At 60.1% G+C, this 25,711-nt stretch carries 25 protein-coding genes; 16 read left to right on the top strand and 9 right to left on the bottom strand.

Annotated features, from left to right (window positions below; translation table 11 throughout):
• Positions 1-420 precede the first annotated feature (420 nt).
• On the bottom strand, positions 421-2,103 hold the full coding sequence (locus tag QQF73_RS05320; protein ID WP_219866494.1) for an AMP-binding protein: 1,683 nt from the start codon (positions 2,101-2,103) through the stop codon (positions 421-423).
• A 424-nt stretch (positions 2,104-2,527) separates the two neighbouring features.
• On the opposite strand from QQF73_RS05320, the gene QQF73_RS05315 reads away from it, so the two are divergent.
• Positions 2,528-3,442 carry a glutathione S-transferase family protein gene (locus tag QQF73_RS05315; protein WP_285367491.1) on the top strand — a complete coding sequence of 305 codons (915 nt, stop codon included), beginning with the start codon at positions 2,528-2,530 and terminating at the stop codon, positions 3,440-3,442.
• A gap of 2 nt (positions 3,443-3,444) precedes the next feature.
• Here the strand turns inward: QQF73_RS05315 and QQF73_RS05310 are convergent, their stop codons facing one another.
• Positions 3,445-3,873: an Lrp/AsnC family transcriptional regulator gene (locus QQF73_RS05310; RefSeq protein ID WP_219866496.1), complete on the bottom strand. Its 429-nt coding sequence runs from the start codon at positions 3,871-3,873 to the stop codon at positions 3,445-3,447.
• Between the two features lie 115 nt (positions 3,874-3,988).
• On the opposite strand from QQF73_RS05310, the gene QQF73_RS05305 reads away from it, so the two are divergent.
• Positions 3,989-5,104, top strand: coding sequence for an arginine N-succinyltransferase (locus QQF73_RS05305; protein ID WP_285367490.1), 1,116 nt, complete (start codon positions 3,989-3,991; stop codon positions 5,102-5,104).
• The gene (locus QQF73_RS05300) at positions 5,094-5,900 is read left to right on the top strand and encodes a DUF1338 domain-containing protein (RefSeq protein ID WP_285367488.1); all 807 of its coding nucleotides are present in this window, start codon (positions 5,094-5,096) and stop codon (positions 5,898-5,900) included. The genes QQF73_RS05305 and QQF73_RS05300 overlap by 11 nt, the downstream gene beginning before the upstream one ends.
• A gap of 25 nt (positions 5,901-5,925) precedes the next feature.
• Here the strand turns inward: QQF73_RS05300 and QQF73_RS05295 are convergent, their stop codons facing one another.
• Positions 5,926-6,582, bottom strand: a complete 657-nt coding sequence (locus QQF73_RS05295; RefSeq protein WP_285367487.1) for a protein-L-isoaspartate(D-aspartate) O-methyltransferase — start codon at positions 6,580-6,582, stop codon at positions 5,926-5,928.
• Between the two features lie 191 nt (positions 6,583-6,773).
• Between QQF73_RS05295 and QQF73_RS05290 the strand changes: the two genes are divergently transcribed.
• Positions 6,774-7,439: an AbiTii domain-containing protein gene (locus QQF73_RS05290; protein WP_219866500.1), complete on the top strand. Its 666-nt coding sequence runs from the start codon at positions 6,774-6,776 to the stop codon at positions 7,437-7,439.
• Positions 7,440-7,452: 13 nt separating this feature from the next.
• On the opposite strand, the gene QQF73_RS05285 is transcribed toward QQF73_RS05290, so the two are convergent.
• Complete coding sequence (locus QQF73_RS05285) at positions 7,453-8,244, bottom strand: TSUP family transporter (RefSeq protein WP_219866501.1); 792 nt, start codon at positions 8,242-8,244, stop codon at positions 7,453-7,455.
• 99 nt (positions 8,245-8,343) lie between these two features.
• Here QQF73_RS05285 and QQF73_RS05280 point away from each other — a divergent pair, with 99 nt between their 5' ends.
• From QQF73_RS05280 to QQF73_RS05250, 7 genes are all read left to right on the top strand, one after another.
• Entirely contained in the window at positions 8,344-10,224 is a 1,881-nt protein-coding gene (locus QQF73_RS05280; RefSeq protein ID WP_285367486.1) for a methyl-accepting chemotaxis protein, read from the top strand.
• An 89-nt stretch (positions 10,225-10,313) separates the two neighbouring features.
• Positions 10,314-11,375, top strand: a complete 1,062-nt coding sequence (locus tag QQF73_RS05275; protein ID WP_285367485.1) for a PA0069 family radical SAM protein — start codon at positions 10,314-10,316, stop codon at positions 11,373-11,375.
• Between the two features lie 154 nt (positions 11,376-11,529).
• Positions 11,530-11,982: a hypothetical protein gene (locus QQF73_RS05270; RefSeq protein ID WP_219866504.1), complete on the top strand. Its 453-nt coding sequence runs from the start codon at positions 11,530-11,532 to the stop codon at positions 11,980-11,982.
• Between the two features lie 29 nt (positions 11,983-12,011).
• The gene (locus QQF73_RS05265; protein ID WP_285367484.1) at positions 12,012-12,950 is read left to right on the top strand and encodes an alpha/beta fold hydrolase; all 939 of its coding nucleotides are present in this window, start codon (positions 12,012-12,014) and stop codon (positions 12,948-12,950) included.
• A gap of 4 nt (positions 12,951-12,954) precedes the next feature.
• Positions 12,955-13,227: an Rdx family protein gene (locus tag QQF73_RS05260; RefSeq protein WP_218635167.1), complete on the top strand. Its 273-nt coding sequence runs from the start codon at positions 12,955-12,957 to the stop codon at positions 13,225-13,227.
• A 126-nt stretch (positions 13,228-13,353) separates the two neighbouring features.
• Positions 13,354-14,454 (top strand): NADH:flavin oxidoreductase, encoded by a 1,101-nt coding sequence (locus QQF73_RS05255; RefSeq protein ID WP_285367483.1) that lies wholly within the window; start codon positions 13,354-13,356, stop codon positions 14,452-14,454.
• A 26-nt stretch (positions 14,455-14,480) separates the two neighbouring features.
• Positions 14,481-15,266 (top strand): ZIP family metal transporter, encoded by a 786-nt coding sequence (locus QQF73_RS05250; protein ID WP_219866506.1) that lies wholly within the window; start codon positions 14,481-14,483, stop codon positions 15,264-15,266.
• Here the strand turns inward: QQF73_RS05250 and QQF73_RS05245 are convergent.
• Positions 15,216-16,178 (bottom strand): LysR family transcriptional regulator, encoded by a 963-nt coding sequence (locus tag QQF73_RS05245; RefSeq protein ID WP_219866507.1) that lies wholly within the window; start codon positions 16,176-16,178, stop codon positions 15,216-15,218. The two genes, QQF73_RS05250 and QQF73_RS05245, sit on opposite strands and share 51 nt — an antisense overlap.
• A gap of 186 nt (positions 16,179-16,364) precedes the next feature.
• On the opposite strand from QQF73_RS05245, the gene QQF73_RS05240 reads away from it, so the two are divergent.
• Both QQF73_RS05240 and QQF73_RS05235 read left to right on the top strand, forming a co-directional pair.
• Positions 16,365-17,876 carry a CoA-acylating methylmalonate-semialdehyde dehydrogenase gene (locus QQF73_RS05240; RefSeq protein WP_285367481.1) on the top strand — a complete coding sequence of 504 codons (1,512 nt, stop codon included), beginning with the start codon at positions 16,365-16,367 and terminating at the stop codon, positions 17,874-17,876.
• A 41-nt stretch (positions 17,877-17,917) separates the two neighbouring features.
• Positions 17,918-19,585 carry a GMC family oxidoreductase gene (locus QQF73_RS05235; RefSeq protein ID WP_219866509.1) on the top strand — a complete coding sequence of 556 codons (1,668 nt, stop codon included), beginning with the start codon at positions 17,918-17,920 and terminating at the stop codon, positions 19,583-19,585.
• A gap of 7 nt (positions 19,586-19,592) precedes the next feature.
• Here the strand turns inward: QQF73_RS05235 and QQF73_RS05230 are convergent, their stop codons facing one another.
• Positions 19,593-20,255, bottom strand: a complete 663-nt coding sequence (locus QQF73_RS05230) for an NAD-dependent epimerase/dehydratase family protein (RefSeq protein ID WP_228743425.1) — start codon at positions 20,253-20,255, stop codon at positions 19,593-19,595.
• Between the two features lie 122 nt (positions 20,256-20,377).
• The gene (gene mtgA, locus QQF73_RS05225; protein ID WP_285367479.1) at positions 20,378-21,079 is read right to left on the bottom strand and encodes a monofunctional biosynthetic peptidoglycan transglycosylase; all 702 of its coding nucleotides are present in this window, start codon (positions 21,077-21,079) and stop codon (positions 20,378-20,380) included.
• Positions 21,080-21,238: 159 nt separating this feature from the next.
• Between mtgA and QQF73_RS05220 the strand changes: the two genes are divergently transcribed.
• Positions 21,239-21,751 (top strand): DUF2244 domain-containing protein, encoded by a 513-nt coding sequence (locus QQF73_RS05220; protein WP_285367478.1) that lies wholly within the window; start codon positions 21,239-21,241, stop codon positions 21,749-21,751.
• On the opposite strand, the gene QQF73_RS05215 is transcribed toward QQF73_RS05220, so the two are convergent.
• Positions 21,748-22,650 carry an alpha/beta fold hydrolase gene (locus QQF73_RS05215; RefSeq protein ID WP_285367477.1) on the bottom strand — a complete coding sequence of 301 codons (903 nt, stop codon included), beginning with the start codon at positions 22,648-22,650 and terminating at the stop codon, positions 21,748-21,750. The two genes, QQF73_RS05220 and QQF73_RS05215, sit on opposite strands and share 4 nt — an antisense overlap.
• 123 nt (positions 22,651-22,773) lie before the next feature.
• Here QQF73_RS05215 and QQF73_RS05210 point away from each other — a divergent pair, with 123 nt between their 5' ends.
• Together QQF73_RS05210 and QQF73_RS05205 are read left to right on the top strand one after the other, a co-directional pair.
• Complete coding sequence (locus QQF73_RS05210) at positions 22,774-23,802, top strand: GlxA family transcriptional regulator (RefSeq protein WP_219866514.1); 1,029 nt, start codon at positions 22,774-22,776, stop codon at positions 23,800-23,802.
• Between the two features lie 74 nt (positions 23,803-23,876).
• Complete coding sequence (locus QQF73_RS05205) at positions 23,877-24,917, top strand: sterol desaturase family protein (protein WP_285367476.1); 1,041 nt, start codon at positions 23,877-23,879, stop codon at positions 24,915-24,917.
• Here QQF73_RS05205 and QQF73_RS05200 read toward each other — a convergent pair.
• The gene (locus QQF73_RS05200; RefSeq protein ID WP_219866516.1) at positions 24,908-25,690 is read right to left on the bottom strand and encodes a substrate-binding periplasmic protein; all 783 of its coding nucleotides are present in this window, start codon (positions 25,688-25,690) and stop codon (positions 24,908-24,910) included. The genes QQF73_RS05205 and QQF73_RS05200 overlap by 10 nt on opposite strands.
• Between the last annotated feature and the right edge of the window lie 21 nt (positions 25,691-25,711).

Genomic DNA, 25,711 nt, shown 5'->3' with positions numbered 1-25,711 from the left:
TTTGCAACGTGAGTAAGGATTTTACCGTATTACTACTGCAAAAAAGAACCCTTACACTCTCTCGTAAATTAAAGGTAGATCGCTAACTAATTCACCCAAGTAAGTAAGGAGGAAGGCGCTATGACTCAGAACCATATCGCAACTGTTCACCCGCTGCCGTCCACGATCCTCCACAATAGTGCTGAGGTCAGGCGCCAGTATACCCGTGCTGCTTCAAAGCAGGCGGTTCAGTTTATCAGCCGTAAGATTCGTTCCTGGAACAGGAAAGCAGGAGCAGTTTCACCGGATATGACTCAGATGCAGGGCGGTCACTGAACCCGATCTGAACAGGCGCGGGACGCGCGAAGCTGATAACCGCACATAAGGATTTGATAGCGCCGGTGACACCGAAAGGGGTCACCGGCGTTTTACGTCCGGGACTCAGAATTCCCAGACCACCTTCTTCTTCTGACCGAACCACTCGTCCATTTTTCGATTGTAGAAGTCTTCGATCACGTTGCGCTTGATTTTCATGGTCGGGGTCAGCATGCCGTTCTCCATGGTCCAGGGTTCCTTGACGACCACGACAAAGGCCAGCTTCTCATGCGCCTCGCATTGGGCGTTCACGGCGTCCAGTTCCCGGGCAAGTTCCTGCTCCAGTTCCCCGCGATCCCTTCCCGACAGCAGTTCGTCCCGGGCTTCCTCTGACAACAACACCATCAGGCAGGGTTGCGGCTGATTCGCTCCGGCCACACACACCACTTCAGCCTTCGGATGATTAAACCGGCTCTCGATCGGCACCGGAACCACGTACTTGCCTTTCGACGTCTTGAACAGATCCTTGACCCGCCCGGTGATACGCAGGCAGCCATCACTGTCGATCTCGCCCATATCGCCGGTCTTCAGGAAGCCATCGTCGGTGACGTCCTCCCGGGTTTTTTCCTCATTCTTGTAGTACCCGAGCATCTGACCGGGGCTCTTGACCTGGACTTCTCCCCCTTCAGCGATGCGATGCTCCACGCCCGGATTGGCATTACCCACGGTGCCCACCTTGGCCTGGCCCGGCCGGTTGGCATGGGAATAGCCAAAGTTTTCCGACATGCCATACACTTCCAGCAATTCCAGACCCAGGTTCCGGTACCAGGCAATGATGTCCGCAGACAGCGGCGCGGCGCCGGTCAAGGCGGCACGGCAATGGTCCAGGCCCAACTGTTTCAGCACCTTCTTTTTCACCAGCGAGCGGACCACCGGAATATTGAACAGCAGCTTCTGTTTCTTGGGCGGCAGTTTGGCATTCACTCCCAGGTAGAACTTCATCCACAGGCGGGGCACCGAGAAGAAAAGCGTCGGCCGCGCACGCTGAAGATCCTCCTGGAAGGTATCCAGGGAATTGGCAAAATACAGATGGAAACCGTAATACAGCGACTGGGTTTCCACCGCCGCGCGTTCCGCCACATGGGCCAGGGGCAGGTACGACAGCATGCGCTCCTCGCCAGAAACGGGGAACAGCTGCTGGAGACCGTCGGCCACCGAAATCATGGTCCGGAAACTGTGCATAACCCCTTTGGGCTGACCAGTGCTGCCGGAGGTGTAGACCAGGGTGGCCAGCGAGTCGGGATCGGGCAGCTTGGGTTCTGTCGGCTGAGTCTCCGCCACCAGGTCGAGCCACTTGGGAGTATCGTCCCTTGGCGACATGGGCAGGGAGATGATCGGAAGCTCCTCGGGGATGTGATCCTTGATGTCATTCCAGCCGTCGGCGGTTCCATCCAGCTTACCCAGGAACATGAGCCTGGCCTCACTGTGTTCGAGCACATAAGCGGCGGTGTCACCGTTGAGGGTCGGATACAGGGGCACCGACGCGTGCCCGGCGGCCCAGATGGCGAGATCCGCGAGAATCCAGTGCGCACTGTTCTTGCCCAGAATGGCAATGTTGCTTCGTTCCGGAAGATCCAGGCTGTTCAGGTGCGCTGCGATTCGGGAAACCTGATCAGCGGCTTCCTTCCAGGTAATGTCCTCAACCCGGCCGTCGCTGAACGGTTGCGTCAAATAGACCTTATCGGGGGTGGTTTCGGCCCAGTAATAGAGGCAATGCAGGGAGGTCTGCTTTCGGGGATCGACAGCCATTCACGGCTCCTCGTTGTTGTTATCGGTTATGGGTTGCATTGAATCCGGTGCCATTCATAGTAGCGGTATTTCCAAACCGCTCAATAGCCACAATCTCCTGCACCAGTGGCCAAAGTCACCACAAATGAGCAATCGGTCACACTTTTATCCGTGACAACCCTCCAGCGTAGTCTAGAGTGACACCTGAAGCGTATCGGTTCTCACCACTGTAGGAGGTGACCATGAAGACATCGTCCCGCTCATTCCTGATCTTCCCCGCCTGGGGCGTCATCCTGATGGGCTCCGGTGCCTTCCTGTACTGTGCTTACGCGGGCCTGCTCGGTACCTGAACCTGCAGGACTAGCCCCCGACAGACTGAACACAGACCTGGCACAGGTCGCATCCTGCTGTACACTGCTTTTTTCCGAGAATGGATGCTTCCGACATGTCAGATCTTGTGCTGTTCCACTACCCCATGTCCCCTTTTTCCGAGAAAATCCGGACGATGCTGGGCTATGCCAACGTTTCCTGGTCTTCGGTGAACGTCAGCGAAATGCCACCTCGCCCCGAACTCAACGTTCTCGCCGGTGGCTATCGCAAGATTCCGGTGGCCCAACTGGGCGCCGACATTTTCTGTGACACTCGCACCATTGCGTCCGAAATTGCCCGCCTGGCGGACAAGCCCGAGCTGATTCTGGAACAGCAACCCGAAGACGTTCAGGCCTTTGTCGAGAAAGTTGACCTGGACATTTTCATGGCCTGCGTGATTGCGGCGAGTGATGGCCGACTCCTGCGCAAACTGATCCGCGAGACCTCCCTGATCCATGCCTTCCGATTCCTCAAGGACCGGATCAGCATGGGCAAGAAATCCCGGATCAAAGCCGTCCGAGGCGCTGAGGCCAAAGACAAAGTCATCGCCCACATCGCCGATCTGGAGCGCCGGCTGAACCAGGACTTTCTGTTTGGCACCACACCATGCATCGCGGATTTCTCTGCGTACCATGGATTGTGGTTCGTCTGTGAACTGGCTGGAAAACCCTGGCTTCGGGACTACCCGAAAGTGGCCTCGTGGATGTCCCGCATGAAGGGCTTCGGCCACGGCGACTGGCACGATCTGTCGGCGGATGAGGCCATTGAACGGGCCCGGGAAGCCGAGCCAAGGGAGCTGCCGTCTGGTGGCGATAGCGAGATGCTGGGCAGCACCGTCAGCATTGCACCAACGGATTACGGTCGCGATCCGGTCACCGGAACACTGGTCCATGCCGGCGCCCGCGAAGCGATCCTCTCCCGCGAGGTACCGGAGGCGGGGCGGCTACACGTGCACTTTCCCAAACAGGGGTTCCGTATCCAACCGGCGTAACCTCAACGACGGAAGCGGGTCTCCAGCACCACCGCCGAGTTGGTTCGCTCCACTCCCTCCAGATTGCCGATGTCGTCCAGTACCGCGCTCAGTTCCTCCAGGGACTGGGCCTGGACGATGGCGATCAGATCGTACTCGCCGCTCACCGAGAACAGCTGCGACACCTGTGTAATCTCCTCCAGCGCGGCGTTGGTTCTCGCGGTCAGTTTCTGTAACACCTTGATAGAGACATGCGCCTCCACCTGATTGGCGGAAAACTCTCCCCCCAGCTGCACGGAATAGCCTCGAATAACACCATTGGCTTCCAATCGGGCAATGCGGTTCTGCACCGTGGATCTTGACACGTGCAGGGTCCTGGCGAGTTCGGTGATGCTCGCCCGGGCATTCTGGCGCAGCAGCATCAGTAGCTTCTGATCCTGTTTTCCAATCATTTTGTCAGCTCATGTATTCATTTTGCCATCAGCATACCGCATTTCGATCATTCTGCATCTGCAAATCGACAGATTCACTGTTCATACTGTGCCAAACCATTTCAGGATGTTGGTTATGATCATTCGCCCGATTGCGCCTACCGATCTGGACACGCTGCACCAGATTGCCATCGAGTCCGGACCGGGGTTCACTTCCCTGATGCCGGACCGCGACGCGCTTGCGCGCAAGATTGAGCACTCCATGGCCAGCTTTCGCCGAGCGGTGACCGAGCCCGGCGACGAGCACTACCTGTTTGTTCTGGAGGACGAGGCGACCGGGGACATCATGGGCACGACCGGCATCGAAGCCTCGGCCGGGCACACCAGGCCGCTCTATCACTTCCATCGCAATACCGTCACCCACCATTCCCGTGACCTGGGACTGCGACGGAGCGTAGAGACACTGACCCGTTGCAATCACTATTCCGGATGTTCAGAGATCTGTTCACTCTACCTGCGACCGGAATTCCGACGCGCCAACGCGGGCAAGCTGCTGTCGAGAGTCCGTTTTCTGTTCATGGCATTGCACCCCGAGCGCTTCTCCGAGACGGTGATTGCCGAAATGCGCGGTGTGTCGGACAGCAGCGGCCAGTCCCCCTTCTGGGACTGGCTGAAAGCGCACTTCGTCGACATGGAATTCGCCTCGGCCACCAGCCTTGTCGGCTCAGGCTACACCGACTTTATCGAGGAGCTCATGCCAGCGCATCCGCTCTATACCTGCCTGATGAGCCCCGAGGCGAGGGCCGTTATCAGCCAGGTCCACGCGCACACCCGCCCGGCACTGCACATGCTGGAGGCCGAAGGCTTCCGCCATAAGGGACTGGTCGACCTGTTCGACGCCGGCCCCACGGTGGAATGCGCGCTCTCCGACATCCGCAGCGTTCGGGAGTCCCAGAGCTGGCAGATCGAGGTGGATGCAGGTCCGGCAACCCAGTTCCGGCAACGGGCCCGTGAACGGATTGCCACTCCGCTGCTGATCACCAATACTGGAACGGCGGGATTCCGGGCAACCGTCGTGACCGGAGCGGAAATCCGGTCTGGTACCCATACTCTGTGCCTGAGCCCGGAACAGGCCCGCGACCTGGACCTTGAGCAGGGCGGCACTTGCCTGGCCCTGTCGCTGATTAATTCGCTGCCCAACGCAACGGCAGACCTAAACCCAATTCGTCCGGAGATCCATTATGCACACTGACCGCGCTTCCCTTTTCCAACACCTCTGGCAGAGTTACCGGGAGGTCACGCCATCGGCCGAGGAAATACATCGCATCCTGGGTGCCGAGGAAGGTCAGGCCATCGTTAACGATCATATCGCCCTGCGGACCTTCAACCTGCCACCGGTCGGCCTGGATGCCCTTGCAGAACATTTCCTGAGTCTGGGCTATCGCCAGGGTGGCGAATACCATTTTGAAGCCAAGAAACTCTACGCCCGGCACTACGAACATCCGGATCCGGACGCGCCCAAGGTATTTATCTCCGAACTGCTGGTTGAACAGTGCTCGCCGGCGTTGCAGGCGATCGTCAAGAACCTGGTCGCCCAGGTGTCACCCGACAGTGTGACCGCGGACAACTTCCTGTATTCCGGCCGGCACTGGAAGGTGGATTACCAGACCTACCGGACGCTGCTGGAGGAGAGCGAATACGCAGCCTGGATGGCAGCCTGGGGTTATCGCGCCAATCACTTTACCGTCAGCATCAATCATCTGACACAGTTCCATACCGTGCCGGAAATCAACCAGCTGCTGAAGAATCACGGGTACACGGTCAACGCCTCGGGCGGCGAGGTCAAAGGCTCACCGGACGATCTTCTGGAGCAGTCCTCCACCATGGCCGACCGCATGCCAGTCCGCTTCTCGGACCGGGAGGAAACCGTGCCCAGCTGCTTCTACGAGTTTGCCCTGCGCTACCCGACAGCGGATGGCACACTGTACAGCGGATTCGTTGCCGCCTCGGCCGACAAGATCTTCGAAAGCACCAACGCGACCGGGTAGTCCCTGGCGGGCGACGGCGGGTGGTTCAGGACCACCCCTGTTCCCCCAGCAGCGGCACGAACCGGACATCGCCCAGGTTCTCACTGCGGAATTCGGTGTCCGAAACCCGGGTAATCCGGCGCAGGGACTGCACCGTGTGCACAGAACCCACCGGTATCACCAGATGGCCACCGATACTGAGTTGCTGCTTCAGGGATTCCGGCACGACAGGGGCGCCGGCGGCAACACAGATGCCATCGAAGGGTGCCTGCTCAGGCCAGCCCAGGGTGCCGTCGCCACACCGAACCACCACGTTGTCATACCCCTCCGCTGCCAGCGTTTTCGCTGCGGCGTCCGCCAGCTCAGGAATGCGCTCGATGCTGAAAACCCGGGCCGCAATCGAGGCAAGCACAGCCGCCGCGTACCCCGAGCCGGTGCCAATGTCCAGCACCACTTCCCCGCCCTTCAGGTCCAATGCATCCGCCATCAATGCAACGATGTAGGGCTGGGAAATGGTCTGCCCCGCCCCTATGGGCAAGGGCCCATCGTCATAGGCACAGTCCATCATGCTGCGGGTCACGAACTTTTCCCGGGGAACCCGCCTCATTGCCTCAATAACCAGCGGCGAAGAGATCCCCCGCCCGACGATCTGATCCTCTACCATCCAGGCCCGACGCGACGCAAAATCACTCTGCTCGTTCATGATGCCCCTCCCCGACCGGCTGATTTACCGACCGTTACAAAGCGGTAACTTTTTTACAACGGCGCCCCACCTCGGGGCTGTCTATTTTCTAGGCACGGCCAACCGAATCAACAAATGTTCGGCGCCTCACAACAACAACAATCAGGACAGCCGGAACCAACTCCGGAGCTTCCGCTGTCGAGGAGAAGTCAATGTCTGCATCCGTCAATCACCTCGAAGAGCGGACCCAGGATTCGTCCGAGCTGCTCGAACACATCATGCCTTCCGCTATAACACTTGCGATGATGTTGCGCCACAAAAAAATGGCGGCCTGGCTCCGGGCGGAATTCGATGGCTACGAGGACAGGGAAAAGGCGCCACCGTACCGGCATGACCTGCCCGGCCACATTGTCGCCCGGTCGCCCCAATATGGCTGGATTCCTGCCCCGGTCAACGAGCAACAGAAAAAGGAATACGGTCACCTTGATCTGATCGAGGGCACCAAGGCGCTGGAAAAAATCTGCGTGAACAGCAAGAAAGGCGACGGCAACCGGGTATTGCTCAGTCCGGAAGACATGGTGGTACTGCAGAATCAGATCAACCTGAGCGCGGAACTGGCGATCAACCTGAGCCGCGACGAATATTGCAGACTACTTCGAACCGTTCGGGGCTCGGTGTTCCTGTGGGCGCGGGCACTGATGGCCAAGGGCCTGTCCGGCGAGCACAACCACTACAGTCCCGATGAACGCGCTCTGGTGGCGGATCTTGACGATCCCGAACGGTTCTGGCGCCAGGCCATGGAGGACCTGGACAGTCTGCCTGTTCCGGATGTGAAACCCGCCGGTTTCCTTGAGCGGGTGTTTGGCCGGGCCAGCTAGACAGCCCGTCCCATCAGCCAAGTACGCTAACCATACCGATGCTGCTGACAATCAGCAGCACGGTGCCCAGAACCCGGAAGAAGACCGGCGTTTCAGCCCGGAGAATGCGGTCATGGGCCCGGAGCCCGATAACGTGGCCCACCGCAGCGCAGGGAAGCAACCACACGTGATGAATCAGTTGAAGGTCAATGCCCGCCCACACGAATGCCCCCATCTTGATCAGCACCAGAATAAACCAGAGAGCGAAAAGCGTATCCCTCAGTTTTTCCTTCGGCAGGTGCTGTGCCGCTACCGCAATGATCAGTGGAGCCCCGATCAGGGACGTTCCGCTGATGTAACCACCGACCATCAGGAACAGCGCGTCCACCGTCTTGCTGCCACTGCGGAAGGGTTTGTTGATGATGTAAGACACCGAGTATAGGGCCACGATCACGAAGATGATGGCGCTGAGGACATCACCGGGCATGGTGATCAGGCCAAAGACGCCGATCAGCTTAGGCACGATCATGATGGCCAGGATGCGCCACAGGTACTGCCAGTCCACTGTACTCTCGACAGCAGCCACCCCCGTCTCACCCGATTGTGAGGGAGACTGCTTGCGGTTGTTGAGCCAGATCGTCAGCGAAGAGAACACCAGAAGGTGCACGGCGATGATTGGCAAAAACACCAGCGGCTCGTCCAGCACGAGCAGCAGGAAAGGCAACGACAGTACGGCACCACCGAAACCGAGGCCGGAACGGACAAACCCGCTCCAGATGAAGATCAACGCGATCAAAGCGTACTGGATAAGACTGAGATCAGACATAAAGCCCTTTTACTGAATGATTGCTCCAGTTATGCAACGCGGAGCCGATAACATCCTTAACCCGATGTGTCGGACGAACAATGAAACCGGAGGACCGTGATGGCCCTGTCCTGGAAACAGAAATTCTCCCTACTGATTGCGGCCACCTTCATTGGCCTTGCCATCGCCATGCTGGCTTCCCTGAGCGGACTGAGCAAAGTGTCAGAGGCCTACGAGGCTCGCGGCGAAGCAAGAGCCTATGGCACTGCCGCATTGAGCCTGCTCAATGACTGGCTGGCCCTGGAGCGCATCAGTGAAGACCTGACATCGGACCGGGTCAACGCGTTCCAGGCCGGCCTCGATTTACTGCTTCGCCAGGCCGACGAGCTGGCAGTGTCAGCACAGCGCCTGCCGGACGCGGCCGGGATCGAGAAAACCGCCGCCAGGATTCGTAGCAAAGTTGGGGAGTATACAGAACTCCGGCGTCAATGGCTGGAGGCAAGCCAGACGCTTGGCCTCAGCAACGACGATGGCCTGAAATCGACAATATCGGCCTACGTCGATAACGACCTCCGTCAAATCAGCATTTCCATCTTCAACGACGACATCAACATCATCGCCTCCAACTATCGGGACTACCTGAATACCTTTGACAGAACCTACGCCGAACGGACCAGGGAGGCTGTGGCCCGGATGCAGGCCGTAGTGGCAGACATGGACTGGCAGGAAATTGAAATTGGCCAGGCAGTAAAGGGCCTGTCCGAGTCCTTCGCCGAGGCCGAAAAGGTCATCAGCGGCCTGGCCGAACTTGAAAGCCGGCTGGAGGCGAGCGGATCCTCGCTCCGGGCTCTGATCGACCAACAGAACGAGGCGCTCAATAACGGCCTGATCCTGGCCACCAGCGAACAGGCTGAGCAAGCCCGCACGGCCTCGACCTGGCTGATCGTGGCTACGTCGGCAGCGGTGCTGGCTGTGCTGATCCTGACCCTGACGGGCGCATCGCGCACACTGGTCAGGCGCCTGAATCAGGTCGTTACGCTGTTGAGCCAGGTAGCTTCCGGCGATCTCAGTCAGCGGCTGGATCCGGGCAATAATCCCCGGGATGAATTCAACAAACTCGGTGCCGCAACCAACAAGATGCTGGACGACGTATCCGGGGTAATCGACCAGGTGATCGAGGGCAACAAGACCCTGGCCACCCTGCAGGGCGAACTCGACACCCTGATTGCACAGATGGGTCGAAAAGGTGAGCAGATAGAAGAAGAAACCGAGCAGACTGCCACCGCCGTTCAGGAAATTTCCCACACCGCGGTCGACATCGCGCAGTACACCCAGTCAGTGAATGCTGCCACCCAGAACGCCAATGGCGCCGCCCAATCCGGTGCCAACGTGGTCAAACGCAGCGCTGACAGCATGAGTGCCCTGGCGGCCCGAATCCAGGAAGCCCACGATCAGATCGGTCAGCTCAGCAAAACCGGCGAAAAGGTCAATTCCATTGTCGACGTGATCAATGGCCTCGCCGAACAAACCAACCTGCTCGCCTTGAACGCAGCCATTGAGGCCGCAAGGGCTGGCGAAGCCGGCCGGGGATTCTCGGTCGTGGCAGATGAAGTACGGTCGCTCGCAGAGAAAACGGTTTCGGCGACCAACGGTATCGCTGGCATCGTGGATTCCCTGAATCGGGAAACCGCCGCCATCACCACCATGATGAAAGAAGGCCTGGTTTCCGCGAGCGAGGGCGAAAAGAGCGCCGGTGAAGCCGCCCAGGCCATCGACCAGATAACGGGTTCGATCAACCAGTTAGCCGGCGACATGAATCAGGTGGTGTCGTCCGTGGAAGGCATCTCCACCACCACAGAGGAAATCGCCCAGAAGGTGGAACAGATCCACGGCCACACCCGGGAAACGGCCAACATCCGCCAACAGCTCAACAGGCACATTGACCGGCTGTCCTCCCAAACCACGGTTCTGACCGAGGCCTCCCAGAGGTTCCGGCTCTAGTCGTATTCGATGCTTCGGCGACCCTTGCATCCACCGGGCAGCAGGGGTAGCATGCCAATTACTGTACATTTAAACAGTATTGGTATCCCATGAAAACTCGCGCGACCGGCCTCAATCCACACAACCGCTTCCAGACCATCGTTACCGACCGTGACGTGGATGATGGCTGGCACCACGCGCCAGAGGACGACCTGAACCCGGACTCCCTCGCCACCGAGGTTGTCAACGAAACGGTCCGGTCGATCATCAGCCGCAACACTTCGCCGGACGTTCCCTTCGATCAGTCCATCAACCCCTACCGTGGCTGCGAACACGCCTGCATCTACTGTTTTGCCCGCCCGACCCATGCCTACTGGGACATGTCGCCAGGACTGGATTTCGAAACCCGCCTGATCGCCAAGCCCAATGCCGCCCGAAAACTCCGGGAGGAACTGGACAAGCCCGGCTATCGCGTCTCACCCATCGCGCTCGGGGTAAACACGGATGCCTATCAGCCACTTGAACGCAAACGGCGAATTACCCGCGAACTGCTCGAGGTATTGCTCGAATACCGTCACCCGGTATCCATCATCACCAAGGGTGCGCTGATCCTCAGGGACCTCGACTTACTGTCTGAGCTCGCAGATCAGGGACTGTGTTCGGTTCGCATCAGCCTGACCACCCTCAGCAACGACCTGAAACGCCGCATGGAACCGCGAACCGCGGCACCGGCAACACGGCTTAAAATGATCGAACAGCTAGCCGGAGCGGGTATTCCAACCGGCATCATTATCGGGCCCGTCATCCCCTTTGTGAACGATCAGGAAATCGAGGCGATCCTGACCGCAGCTGCATCGGCGGGTGCGACCCGCGCCAGCTGGATCATGTTGCGCCTGCCCCTGGAACTGGACGAGCTCTTCACGGACTGGCTGCAGCGGCATTTTCCTCAGCGGGCCGAGCATGTCATGAACCGGATCCGGGATTTGCGGGGCGGCAAGAGCTACGATGCCACATTCGGGCGCAGGATGACCGGCACCGGCCCCTATTCGGACCTGATTCGCCAGCGTTTTTCAAAGAAGGCAAGGCAGCTGGGGCTGAACCTGCACGAAGCCGAGCCACTCAGGAACGATCTGTTTCGAAGACCTGCTGGCGAGCAAATGGGGCTTTGGTAGCATCCGTACCCGAAGCCATTGGGCAACGAGCCGGGCAATCCCATCTATAATCGTGGTAGTTGTCTGATTGCTCGCTGCCGAAAATGACCGCCAGGCAATGCCCGGCAGCCGTTTTACCCAGGGAACGCGCAAGGACCAGAAGCCAGGAGCAGCCATGAATCGCCTCTTCGCCGTTCTGACATCCATCCTCACGCTCGCCGGGTGCCAGTCCCTTCCTGACAAGCAGGAGGGTGCCGCCCGCAATGTCGTGTTCCTGAGTGCCCAGCACTGCCTGAGCGAATATCTGGAAGACCTCGATAAGAATCACTACGGGCCGTGTCTCAAAGTCGCCGCTGTGGACGGTAACCCACCGCAGGTCCGCGACGACGGGTTTATAGAGTTGCCGGTCGCCACACCCCTGACCCTCGCCACCAGCTGCGTTTACCGACACGCCGACGGCTCGCCGATTCCGCAGACGATGGAAACCGTGGAGTTCACCGTCACCGACCAGACTTTTACCAAGGCCGGTCAACGCTGGTACCTTCACGCCCATAAGCAGGCCCGGGGCGTGATTGGTTGCGAGCCAACGCTCTCACGGTCGACCTATCCGACCTACGAAACGGATTAAACCCTCCCGAGACAGGAAGCCCGCGCTTGGTGGCAAAGTCCCCGTTACACCGACCGACCCCGATCAAAGGCGACCAGAGCCTGCAATTGTGCGATGGCCGGCGCCTGGCCTATACCGACCTGGGCGATCCGGCCGGCTATCCGCTGATCTTCGGCCACGGCATGCCCGGTTGTCGACTGGAGGGTCGGTTCCTGCACGAACGGGCGCGGCGTCACCGCTTCAGGTTACTCACACCAGACCGGCCGGGCATTGGCGCGTCAGACTATCAACCCGGGCGAACGCTACTCCATTATCCGGAAGACATCCGCCAGCTGGCAGACCACCTTGCCCTGGACCGCTTCAGCCATCTGGGTTGGTCCAGCGGCGGCTCGCGCACCCTGGCCTGTTGCTATGGACTCGGCCACCGGGTCGATCTCGGCGTCTGCCTGTCCGGCTACACCAATTTTTCCGAATACCCGGGTGCGCAGAACCTGATCGAAGCGACCCGCTGGCCCGGGCCCAGGCTGGCCCGACACAGCCCCGGGCTGACCCGGCTGGTGGTAAGACTGGTCGCCTGGCTGTCACGGCGACATCCTGGCCTGTACCTGCGTGAAGCCGAACAACTGGTCAGTGAAGAGGACCGGAATCTGCTTCGTTTCTTTCTCAAGGGCGAGTCCTTTCGGCGCGACCAGCTGATGTGCCTTGCCAGCGGAGGCAGGGCAATTGCCACCGATCTGATGACCGAACTGGAGGACTGGGGCTTCCAGCTCGCCGACATTGCCACCCCGGTTCTGGTTTACCAGGGCGAACAGGATCCTTTCATACCGGTGGACTACGCGCGCCACCTCGCTGACAATCTGCCCCACGCAGAACTGACCCTGCTGCCGGGTGCAGGTCACCTTTACCCGCTGGCGGAGCAGTTCCAGGACCAATTGTTCCTGCGGATACGGCAGCACCTGAACCACACGACTTTCGCAACGGAGGCCTGACACCATGACCAACCGCGTCGACATTCACTATTGCACAGGCTGTCGCTGGCTCCTGCGTTCAGCCTGGATGGCGCAGGAACTGCTCACCACCTTCGAAGGCGAATTGAACGAACTCACCCTGCACCCGGGTACCGGTGGCATTTTCGAGGTTTGGGTAAATGGCCGGCGCATCTGGTCCCGTAAAGAGCAGCAGGGGTTTCCGGAAATCACCAAACTCAAGCAACTGGTCCGGGATGAAATCGATCCGGATCGTTCGCTGGGCCACACCGACCGCTAACCGAATGGCGATTTCAGGCCGGTTCAAAATTTCTGACCGGATTCATCGGAAGAATCCACTTTCAACCTGAACTGCCAGCACCGACCATGCGTACTTGAACATTCAATCAAGAATGGGAGGAACGACATGAGCGACGTGATGCAGAGTACCCGCTTTACCAACCTGACACTGGCCAACCGATTCGCACTGGCACCCATGACGCGGACCAGCGCCGAGCCGGACGGCACCCCGAACGAGCTGATGGCCGACCACTATGAGGCCTACGCCAGAGGCGGCTTTGGCCTGCTGATCACCGAGGGCACCTACACCGACGATGACGCCAGCCAGGGCTATGCGAACCAGCCGGGTATCATCAACGACGCCCAGCGCGACGGCTGGAAAGCCATCGTCGACCGGGTCCACGCCGCGGGCAGCAAGATTTTCGTTCAGCTCATGCACGCTGGCGCACAGTTCCAGGCCAGCCACTACACCGATCAGCCCAAGGCGCCGAGCGCGGTCTTGCCCAAAGGTGAACCGCTCAGCTTTTACGGTGATCAGACCGAATGGCAGACGCCCGCCGTTATGACCCAGGCCGACATCAAGGCTGCGATTCGTGGCTTTGTCCAATCGGCAGAGAACGCCAAGGCCGCCGGGTTCGACGGCATTGAGCTCCACGGTGCCAACGGTTACCTGCTGAATCAGTTCCTGAGCACCCACTTCAACCACCGTGATGATGAGTACGGCGGTTCGCTCGAGAATCGTCTGCGGATCGTGGTCGAGACCATCAAAGCCGTGCGGGATGCCGTGGGCAACGAGTTCACACTCGGCATTCGACTGTCCCAGGGTACCGTGACCGATCCGGACTACCAGCTTCCGGAGGGCGAATCCGGCTTCCGCCAGATTGTCGAGGCCGCGCGGGACGCTGGTGCAGATTTCATCCACACTACAGACGGAGACGTGCGCCGCGCCGCCTTCGTCGAGGGTGAGAAATCCCTTGCCGATGTAGTCCGTGACGCAGGGGGCGTGGCGCTGATCATCAATGGCGGCATTGACGAAACCAGCCACCCGGACCTCGCTGCGCAGTATCCGGATGCACTCCTGGCCGTCGGCAAAAAAGCCCTGGCCAATCCCGACTTTGTCCAGAGGCTCAAAGATGGCAAAGAGATCGACGATCTGGACTTTGCCATGCTGCAGCCCAAGGCCACCCTCCGGAACGAACTGGAGTGGCGCCGTAAACAGGCCGCCTGAATCGGACATCAGACCCGGGAGAATGAATGAGCACGGACATCAGCATTGTCTGGCTGGGCACGCTGGCGAGTCTTCTGGCCGGCCTGGCCAGCGGCCTCGGCGCGCTGGCCGTGTTCTTTCTCCGGACCCTGACCGACCGGCTTCAGGACAGCATGCTGGCCGGTGCGGCCGGCGTGATGCTGGCCGCCTCGTTCTTCTCGTTGCTGCTTCCGGGACTGGAGTATGGCGAGGACCTGATCGGAACAACCTGGGCCGCGGCCCTGTTCGTGATCCTTGGCGTCCTGTCCGGCGCCGGGGCGTTGTTCTATATCCATCAGAAGCTGCCCCACGAACACTTCAATCTGGGGCTCGAAGGCCCTCACCCGGCGCACATCCGTCGGATCTGGCTGTTCATCATTGCCATCACCCTGCACAACTTCCCCGAAGGCATGGCCGTGGGGGTCGGTTTTGCCGGAGGCGATGTGCGCAACGGCTACGTTCTGGCAACCGGCATCGGGATCCAGAACATTCCGGAGGGGTTGGCGGTCGCCTTCTCACTGCTGGCGATCAACTACTCCCGGCTGCGGGCATTCGGCATTGCCCTGCTTACCGGACTGGCCGAACCGGTCGGCGGTATCTTCGGCGCTACACTGGTGTGGCTGGCCGAACCGATCATGCCCTGGACCCTGGGCTTTGCGGCCGGTGCCATGCTGTTCATCATCAGCAACGAGATCATCCCCGAAACCCATCGGAACTCCTACAAGACCCTGGCCACCTTTTCGCTACTCGCGGGCTTCGTGATCATGATGTTCCTTGATGCGACCCTGGGTTAGGCCCTCTGAGCCGAACGTCCCGAGCAACCATACGCCAGCCAGGGCCTCCAGTGCTTCGGCAATCACCGGTTCATCCGATCGGTCCTTGCGCCAGATAAAGCTCAGTGCACAGGGCAAACGGACACCGCCGACCACCACCAGTCCGCGTTCCTGGCGTTCGGCCATGGCAAGGGCATCCCGAGCCAGGCTCAGCCCGACCCCCGCGCGAACCAGATCCAGCATGCACGCCTCCTGATCAACCTGGGCGACACCGTGCGGCACCAACCCAAGGGGCTCCATGACATTGGCCAGCAGGCGGTTATGCACAGAATCCGGCGGGGTCACGATCCACGGCAGGCTGGCCAGATGTTGCCACCGGGTGTCTGCCACCCGGGTTGCCCATCCCGCCGGCGCTATCACGTGATAGTCGAACAGCGCCAGTTCCCGGTGCGCCAGCTCGGACAAGGCGGGCCCGGTTCCGGGTGGCGCCAGAAAATAGCCGACGTCCAGCGTGCCACTACGAACCTGCTCAAGCACGCTGCCACTCATTCCCTGGTGCAATTCGGTTTCCAGTTGAGGCGCCCGGTCCACCAGCCGGTGCAGGAACGCCCCCAGTCGAATGAACTCAGGATCCACGATGGTCCCGATTTTCAGTCGTCCCCTCACGGTGCTGTGAAGCGCGCGGGCACTTTGTTCAAAGGCCGCGAGTCCGGCCAGCGCCTTTTCAGCCACCGGCAGCAGGCTCTGGCCATCGGCGGTCAAAACCAACCCCTGGGGTTTACGCCGAAACAATTTCAGCTCCAGATCATCCTGCAACTGCTTGAGTTTGAGGCTGACGGCGGGCTGGGTGAGATGGAGGCGTTCGGCCGCCCGCGAGACACTGCCTTCCCGCGCCACCGTGACAAATGCCCGCAACCCCTGCAGATGTTGCATCACTGACTCCCACACCGAAACGATATAAGCTTTTCTTATATCATGATTTTGAAAATCTCAATTGCTTCACGGACCTGCCGACACTAAGTTAACTGTTTAATTCTTCATCAATCCCGATTAAAACCCGAATTAGCGGGTTCTGACGAGGAAGATGAAAAAACGGACCGGAGCAGGAACACGAAAACCATGAGCAACTCAACGATCCAGCATTATATCAATGGACAAATGTCAGAGGGTACGTCGGGCCAAAGCCAGGACGTGTTCAATCCCGCCACCGGCTCGGTGACCGGTCAGGTTGCTCTGGCAAACCGGGACGATGTTGCTCAGGCGGTAGCTGCGGCCAGCGCCGCCTTCCCCAGCTGGGCCGACACGCCGCCAATTCGCCGCGCCCGCGTGATGTTCCGGTTCCTGGCCCTGCTCAATGCCCACAAAGACGAACTTGCCGAGGCCATCACCCGCGAACACGGCAAGGTCTTTACCGATGCCCAGGGTGAAGTCGCCCGCGGCATCGACATTGTCGAGTTTGCATGTGGCATCCCGCAGCTGCTGAAAGGCGACTACACCGAACAGGTCAGCACCGGTATCGACAACTGGACGACCCGTCAGCCGCTGGGTGTAGTTGCCGGCATTACCCCGTTCAATTTCCCGGCAATGGTGCCCATGTGGATGTTCCCGTTGGCGATTGCCGCGGGCAACACCTTCATCCTCAAGCCCAGCCCGATCGACCCGAGCGCGTCCCTGATGCTTGCGGATCTGCTCAAGCAGGCGGGCCTGCCCGATGGCGTGTTCAACGTGATACAGGGTGACAAGGCGGCCGTGGAGGCCCTGATCGAGCATCCGGACGTGATGGCGCTGAGTTTCGTCGGGTCCACGCCCATTGCCAACCTGATCTATGAGAACGGCGCCCGTCACGGAAAGCGCATCCAGGCACTTGGCGGCGCCAAGAATCACATGGTGGTAATGCCCGATGCCGACCTGGACAAGGCCGTCGATGCCCTGATCGGGGCCGCCTATGGCAGCGCCGGCGAGCGCTGCATGGCGATCAGCGTGGCAGTACTGGTTGGCGATGTCGCCGACAAGATCATGCCGCGTCTGGCCGAGCGGGCGCGCGACCTGAAGGTCAAGAACGGCATGGAACTGGATGCCGAGATGGGACCGATCGTCAGCGCCGCAGCGCACCAGCGCATTACCGGCTACATTGAGAAAGGTGTGACAGAAGGCGCCGAACTGGTTGTCGATGGCCGCGAATTCAACAGCGCCAGCACCGGCGAAGGATGCGATGAGGGGTTCTGGATGGGCGGCAGCCTGTTCGACCATGTCACGCCGGAGATGACCATCTACAAGGAAGAGATCTTCGGACCGGTTCTGGCCTGTGTCCGGGTGCCGGATGTGGCCACCGCAATCCGGTTGATCAACGACCACGAGTTCGGCAACGGCGTCAGCTGTTTCACCGAAAGTGGCAGTGTTGCCCGTGAGTTCGGACGCCGCATCCAGATTGGCATGGTCGGCATCAACGTGCCCATCCCGGTACCCATGGCCTGGCACGGGTTCGGTGGCTGGAAGCGCTCGATGTTTGGCGACACCCACGCCTACGGCGAGGAAGGGGTGCGCTTCTACACCCGGCAGAAATCCATCATGCAGCGCTGGTCCGACTCCATTGATGCCGGCGCTGAATTTGTGATGCCCACGGCCAAGTAACGCCGTGGCCTCTACCGTTAAGACAGGATTCGGAGAAAGCCATGTCCGACAACAAGAACGCACAGGGACAGCTTGAGTTCGACTACATCGTGGTGGGTGCCGGCTCCGCCGGCTGCCTGCTGGCCAACCGTCTGAGCGCAGACCCCAACAACCGGGTTCTCTTGATCGAAGCGGGTGGCCGGGATAACTACCACTGGATTCACATTCCGGTGGGTTACCTCTACTGCATCGACAATCCGCGCACCGACTGGTGTTTCCGCACCGATCCGACGCCAGGACTCAATGGCCGCACGCTGATCTACCCCCGGGGCAAAACCCTCGGAGGTTGCTCCAGCATCAACGGCATGCTTTACATCCGCGGCCAGGCCCGGGATTACGATCAATGGGCTGAACTCACCGGCGAAGACGCCTGGACCTGGGACAACTGCCTGCCGGATTTCATGCGGCACGAGGATCACTATCGCCTCGACGACGGTGGTGACGCCGACCCGGATCATCGCAAATACCACGGCCACGGCGGGGAATGGCGCATTGAGCACCAGCGTCTGAAATGGAAAGTCCTCGAGGACTTTGCCGAAGCCTGCGTTCAGGCCGGCATCCCCCGAACCCGGGACTTCAACCGGGGTGATAACGAGGGCGTTGATTATTTCGAGGTCAACCAGCGTTCGGGTTGGCGCTGGAACACCTCCAAGGCCTTCCTCAGGGAAGCCGAGAAGCGCCCCAACCTGACCCTGTGGCACTCCACCCACGTGCTCGGCCTGGAGACGACCGGTGGCGCTGAACCCCACTGCACCGGGGTCCGGGTTGAGCGGCCCGGTGAAGGCGAGATCGCAGCCCAGGCAAGCCGGGAGGTCATTCTGTCCGCCGGCGCCATTGGTTCGCCCCAACTGCTGCAGCTATCAGGCATCGGGCCGGCTGACCTGTTGAAAGCGCACGACATACCGGTGGTGGCCGACTTGCCTGGTGTGGGCGAGAACCTGCAGGACCACCTGCAGATTCGTTCGATCTACAAAGTCCACGGCGCCACCACCCTGAACACCATGGCAAATTCGCTGGTGGGCAAGGCCCGCATCGGCCTGGAATACCTGTTGACCCGGTCTGGCCCCATGAGCATGGCGCCCTCGCAGTTGTGCCTGTTTACCCGCAGCTCCGAGGAATTCGAGCACGCCAACATCGAGTACCACGTCCAGCCATTGAGCCTGGATGCCTTCGGGCAACCCCTGCACAACTTCCCGGCGATCACCGCCAGCGTGTGCAACCTCAATCCGACCAGCCGCGGCACCGTGCGCATTCGCAGCCGGGATCCGAAACAGGCGCCCGCAATTGCGCCCAATTACCTGAGCACGCCCGAGGACCGGAAGGTGGCAGCGGATTCCCTCAGGGTGACCCGCCGCATTGCCGAGCAGGAAGCCTTTGCCCAGTACCAGCCAGAGGAGTTCAAACCCGGCCTGCAATATCAGACCGACGACGAACTGACCAAGCTGGCGGGTGACATCGGCACCACCATCTTCCACCCGGTAGGCACCACACGCATGGGCCGGCCCGATGACGACATGGCCGTGGTCGATCCCCGCCTGAAGGTCCGGGGCGTGAGCGGCCTGCGAGTAGTCGACGCAGGTGTCATGCCGACGATTACCAGCGGCAACACCAACTCACCTACCCTGATGATTGCGGAAAAGGCCGCCGCCTGGATTCTGGCCGGAGAGTAACTCCGGCTCAGTGCGCCAGTGCGACGATGTCCGGGTACTCACGGGTCTGCGTGCCCTGCCCGGCCATTCGCTCGGGGGGCAACGCACACACCTCGTTGACCATGGCCCGGGCCACGGTGGCCGCCGGCACGCCCCGGAATTTCTCCAACGGGCCTATGAGCGCCCGGTTTACCAGGGGCATCACTCTGATCCCCAGCGCCTCTGTGGTGCGTTGTTCTTGCCTGTCGCCCAGCAACAGGCTCGGATGATAGATCGACAGGTAGGGGTAACCCAGCCCGCGCACAGCGTCTTCCAGCTCCCCCTTCACCCGATTGTAGAAGATGGTTGAATCGGACGAGGCCGCAATGGCGGACATCAGGATAAACCCGCCAGCACCGGCCGCCCGGCCCAGTTCCGCGGTTTTCAGGCAATAGCCGTAATCCACCTTTCGAAACTGTTCCCGGGATCCGGCTTTCTTGATGGTGGTGCCAAGACAGCAGACGATGGCATCGACGCTGAACAACCCGGACGACGCCTCCAGGTTGTCAAAATTGACCTCGTGTTCCGTCAGTTTGGGGTGAACCCTGTCGGTCTTTCGCCGTACCAGGGTGACCACCGCCTCGACTTCAGGGCGCGCCAGCAACCCCTCAACGACTTTGGCGCCGGTAAGTCCGGTTGCCCCCACTACCATTACCTTCAAAGCCCTATCTCCTCCCCAGTCTCTGATGCCAGTCTCTCACAATGCCGGGCGCACTGCCTTTAAATCGGCACGGCGGAAGTCAGTTACGGCAGTGTGGGCCGGCCGGAACGGCGCTACTGCAGCACGCCACGCAGGTAATTCAGGCCCGACAACTGGCCCATCTGGTCCCGGATCCAGTAGACCCGATCCCAGACGTAGGCCGAGGGGCTCACCGCACTCAACACTTTCGGATTTGGCAGCACCGCCGCCAGCCTGGCCGCCTGAACCTGGGAGAGCCGGCTGGCCGGAACACCGAAGTAAAGACGGCTCGCGGCCTCCACGCCATAAATGCCAGGGCCAAACTCCGCGATGTTCAGGTACACCTCGAGAATGCGCTTCTTCGGCCAGAGTGCGTCAATGCCCAACGCCAGCCCGGCCTCCAGCGCCTTACGCACAAAACTGCGACCGTTCCACAGAAACAGGTTCTTCGCCGTCTGTTGAGTGATGGTGCTGGCACCTCGCAGGCCTTCACCCGCGTTGTATTCCGCCAGGGCCTTGCGGATGGCATTAAAATCCACGCCCCAATGATGAGGAAAACGCTGATCTTCACTGGCCACAACGGCCAGCGGCATCCAGGGAGAAATCGCCTCCAAATCGACCCACTCCTGATGCAATGACTGCCCCGGAGCCGACACCCGATAGCCCAGCATGAAGCTTGAGGTCGGCGGATCCACGAACCGGAACAGGGTGATCACGGCGAACACCAGCACCAGGGCACCCACCAACGTCCACGCCAGTGCGTTCAGGGATTTTCTGATCAGGGATTGTCGTGCCACAGGTTCGTCACCAGACAGTTTTGACTATCATCAATTAAGGGCGCTCAGTATGTCGTGGTTTGAATCCTGTTTGAATTACCAATCTTTCAGGCTACCCCATCATCGGAGCGCTGCAACACGTCGTATACCGAAAAGGCCTGACTCGAAAGGCATCGGACTATGGTGGAGCATCTCACGCATCCGGAGGGCTTCCGGCTTCTGCTGACCCCCAATCACTCCCTGAGCTGGCGTGGCAATGTCAGGATCTGGCTGGGCCTGCTGACTGTTTCTGCAGTGATTGCCGCTGGCATGGCGGTCGCTGGCGCCTGGGTCATCATTCCTTTCGCCGGACTGGAACTGGCTGCCCTAGCGGCGGGTTTCTACCTCACCTCACGGGCCTGCCAGCGCCGGGAAGTTCTGACCGTCAATGACGCCGACATCCATCTGGAGAAAGGACGGACGCGGAAACTGGCGGAATGGACCTTGCCCAGGCGCTATGCGCGTCTGCGCCTGAGTGCTCCGCCACATCCCTTCACGCCACCCAAACTGGAATTGATCCACCGGGACATCAGTGTGACGCTCGGCACCTTCCTGAACATTGAGGACACCGAGACCCTGGTGCAGTTATTGGAAGCACGCGGCCTGGCGATTGAACGAAGAGAGCCCGATCCTGAGATCGGGCTCTGGTTCTAGCCCGCGGTCGCGAGCCGCTGGTATATCCTTTCCACCACACTCGGGTGCCACAGCAATTTGTAATGCCCCAGGCCTTCTGTCTGCAATTTTTCCGAGCCGGGCCATTTCAGGTGGACCCGATCACTGTGACTGGCCGGAACAGATTGATCATCGCGATCGATCACCACCAGCCCCCGGGGGGCCAGCTCCGGTGCCAGATCATCGAACGAAAACTGGCGCCAGACATCCGGGCCGAATCGCTGCTCCATCCGCCGGCGCTGCTCGGAAACCAGAGCTTCTGAAAGCCCGAGTGTGGCCCCGAAGCCGGCAACCACGGAAGCCAGATCCCGCGGCGGAGCCAGCATGATCAGATGCTTGGCCCGAACCCCATCCACCACGGCCCGCGCGGCCGCAAGCGAACCAATGGAATGGGCAATGATGGCCTCGACCGGTCCCACGCTGGCGGCGACCTTGAACACCACATCCGCCATCTCGTATAGGTTGGTCTGGCTCCCCTGGGCCCGGCCATGGGCGGGCGCATCAAACACCACAACCCGAAAACCGGCCTTGACCAGAGGCTTTACAAACGCTCCGAACTGGATGCCGCCGCCGGACCAGCCGTGCACCATCATGACCACCGGACCATGCCCCCAGCTGAATACCGGGATGGTGTGGGCACCGTACTGGAGCTGCGTGTAACTGCTCGCCTCGTCGAGCAGGTATTCATAGCGAATTGGCAGTGGCAGCCGCTGGGGCGAAAAGAACAGGTTCTCGACAATATTCCCGGCTGTGCGGGGAGCGACCCGATGCAGCCATTGCAGGGCCGTTCCCACGGCAGCCACCCGTCCGTTGCGATGAGCCAGTGGAGCCTCGGGAAGCCGTTTTGCGGCGTCTGTGTTGGTTGTGAATTGGGCAGTCATGACAATCCCTCCTTCGCTGTTGGCCGGGTGGCCAACCTGATTGACCGTTTCAGATTACGACTTGCCAGACCGGCCCGTGAGTGTCATATTTGACACTGTAGATGCGAAAAAGGACACCCCACCATGAACAAGATCGCCATTGTCGCCCTGCCCTTCTGCCACGGCAGTGGCATTGTCGGTGTCATGGACTTTTTCGCCACCGCCAACTACTGCGACCGGGGCACAGCCCGGAACGAGCCGTTGTTCGATTGCCAGATCGTGACCATCGATAATGAGCCGGTCCACTCCTTCAGCAGGATTCCGATTGCACCAACGGTGCGCTGGGAGGATTTCCAGCCCGATGTCATCATCGTTGGGTCGGCGATGGAGGCCGTGATCGGTGACCGTCACATCAGTGCGGCGCTCGACCAGTCCCGCCCACTTCATCCCTGGTTGCGCTCGGCCGTGGACCGGGGAGCGATTGTCGCCAGCGTCTGCACTGGCAGTTTCGTGCTTGCCGAGGCCGGGTTGCTGGAACAACACGTCGCCACAACCCACTGGCGCGCGGCTCCGGCCTTTCGCCGGCGCTACCCGGGCATCAGGCTGGAAGCGGAGCAATTGCTGATCGATAACGGCCAGATCATCTGTGCCGGTGGCGCAACCTCGTTCATTGACCTGTGCCTCTACCTGGTCGAGAGGCTGGGTTCCCCCGCGCTCGCAGTGGCCTGCAGCAAATTACTGATCCTGGACGCACGCCGGGCCGAGCAGACGCCCTACATGAACTTTTATAGCAGCAGGGCCCACCAAGACGAGGTAATTGGAGACATCCAGAGTTGGCTGGAGCAGCACTACGCCGACCCAATCGCCATCGACGACCTGGCCGAACGGGCCAGACTGGGGCCGAGAACGTTCAAGCGCCGGTTCAAGGATGCCACGGGCGAAACACCATTGAATTACCTGCAACACCTGCGGATTGAAGCCGCCAAACATGGCCTGGAATCGACCCGGCGCCAGACCGCCCAGATTATCTGGGATGTCGGCTACGAAGATGCCAGCTCGTTCCGGCGCCTGTTCAAACGGAATGTCGGCTGCACCATGGAGGAATACCGCCGCCGTTTCAGCTACGTAACGCCCGCGCGTGCCCGGCCCCAGCTCGCGGCACACACTGACTGAGAATTACTATCATTGCGTTTCCTGCGGGTATTCCATAAACTTCGCCGCCATTGGCAGTCGTGGGTGGTGGCGCGTTGGAGCAGCTGGATTTTCTCTTTTCTGAATTGAACCGTGTCGTTCTCGATCCGGTTTTCGATCGATTTACCGGGATATTTGACCTGAACGGACGCTTTGGCGTGTTCTTTCTGTGCGTTTCCTACGCGGTAGCCTACGGTCTGTTCCGCTTCAGAAAACACCGCGGACAGACCGATGCACCCTCTTTCTGGCAGTTTATCGGCGGTCGCAGCGTGAACTTGCATCGCTCGGCCCTGCTCGATTACCAGTACTATCTGGTTCGCGCCATCCTCAAAGTTGCCCTGGTCCTGCCGGCAGTGGCCCTGGTGGATCCCCTGATCCTGACCTCCGGCGACTACATTGCCTTTTTCAACAACCTGTGGGGAGCCAGGCCCGAGATGGGCAACAATCTCGCCCTGTCATTGCTGTATGGCCTCGGCGTATTCCTGGTTCAGGACTTCAAGCATTACTGGGTACACCGGGCGTTCCATTCACGCTGGCTCTGGGAATTCCATAAGGTGCATCACTCGGCACCGGTGCTGGTGCCGGTGACGGCCAGCCGGATACATTTCGTTGAAAAAATAGTGGAGCGCCTGGCAACAGCCCTCTGCATCGGGCTTTACGCGGGGATTTTCTGGTACCTGTGCGGCGGTGAAATCAATCGGTATACCCTGTTCGGCGTGACCTACCTGGTGTTCGTTTTCAATGCCCTTGCCGCCAACCTCCGGCACAGTCATGTCTGGCTGTCGTTCGGCCCGAATCTCGAACACATACTCAACAGTCCCGCCCAGCACCAGATTCACCACAGTGATGCCCCACGGCACTTCAACAAGAACTTCGGGACCAACCTCTCACTCTGGGACTGGATGTTCGGCACCCTGTACACCACCACAAACAACCCCGAACCCATTCGCTTCGGAACCGGGGCGCTGGACCAGGAACGCTACCTGACCCTGTACAGCCTGATTGTCACCCCGTTTGTCGAACTGGCACGCAGGCTCCGCCGCCCGGTTTCAGCCCGCCCTGGCAGCGCGGGCCCCGAGAACAGCCCCTACTCGTAACGCGCCGCGATGGCGTCAAGCTCGCCGGCCGCGCGGGCGGCATCCAGAGCCTGCTGCAGGTCGGCGACAATGGCGGGATCGGTGTTCTTGCTGAAGGCCAGATACATGGGTGTCTCACGGAAAACCAGAACCGGTTTCAGCCCGGTAATCCCATGCTCCTGCTCGGCGACCAGTGGCCCGACCAAACCGTCCGTTACCCATAGATCTGCCTGCCCCAGCATCAGTCGCCGGGTGTTCACGTCACCCGACATACCCATGGCCACATTGAATCCCTGACCCACCAGGTACTCCGACATGACATCGCCTTTGTAACCGGCAATCTGAAGCTCCCTGGCGTCCTCCAGGCTATCCAGGGTGATGTCCGAATCCGGGGCGGCAAACAGCGTCCACTTTATCGAGGCCAATGGCCCGACCCACTGGAACAGGTCTTCACGCTCCTCGGTTCGGGCCGTGCAGAACAGCCCATGGTTCTCGCGGCCCTGGACCCAGTCATAGGCGTAGCTCCAGGCCCGCATCTTCATCACGTAGTCATAGTCCACCCGGGCCAGCATGGCCTTAACCATATCGCTGCAGATACCGGTGATGTCATCCTCGTCATGGGCAAAGCTCTTACCGGATACCGACGCGTTGTAGGGCGGGTAGTTCTCGGTAAAAATGTAGAGCCTTTCGGCGGCAACCGAAGCAGTAGCGAAGGCTGCGAGTGTGAGAGCCAGAACACCGGATTTGGCGGCCTTGAATAGGGTGGTTACGACCGCTGTTGATTCACTGGGCATTTCGTGTCCTTGATCAAAGAT

It is taken from the genome of Marinobacter albus (assembly GCF_030238305.1).
Lineage (GTDB): Bacteria > Pseudomonadota > Gammaproteobacteria > Pseudomonadales > Oleiphilaceae > Marinobacter > Marinobacter albus.
The sequence above is the reverse complement of the archived record's forward strand: the minus strand, read 5'-3'. Positions and strand labels throughout refer to the sequence as shown.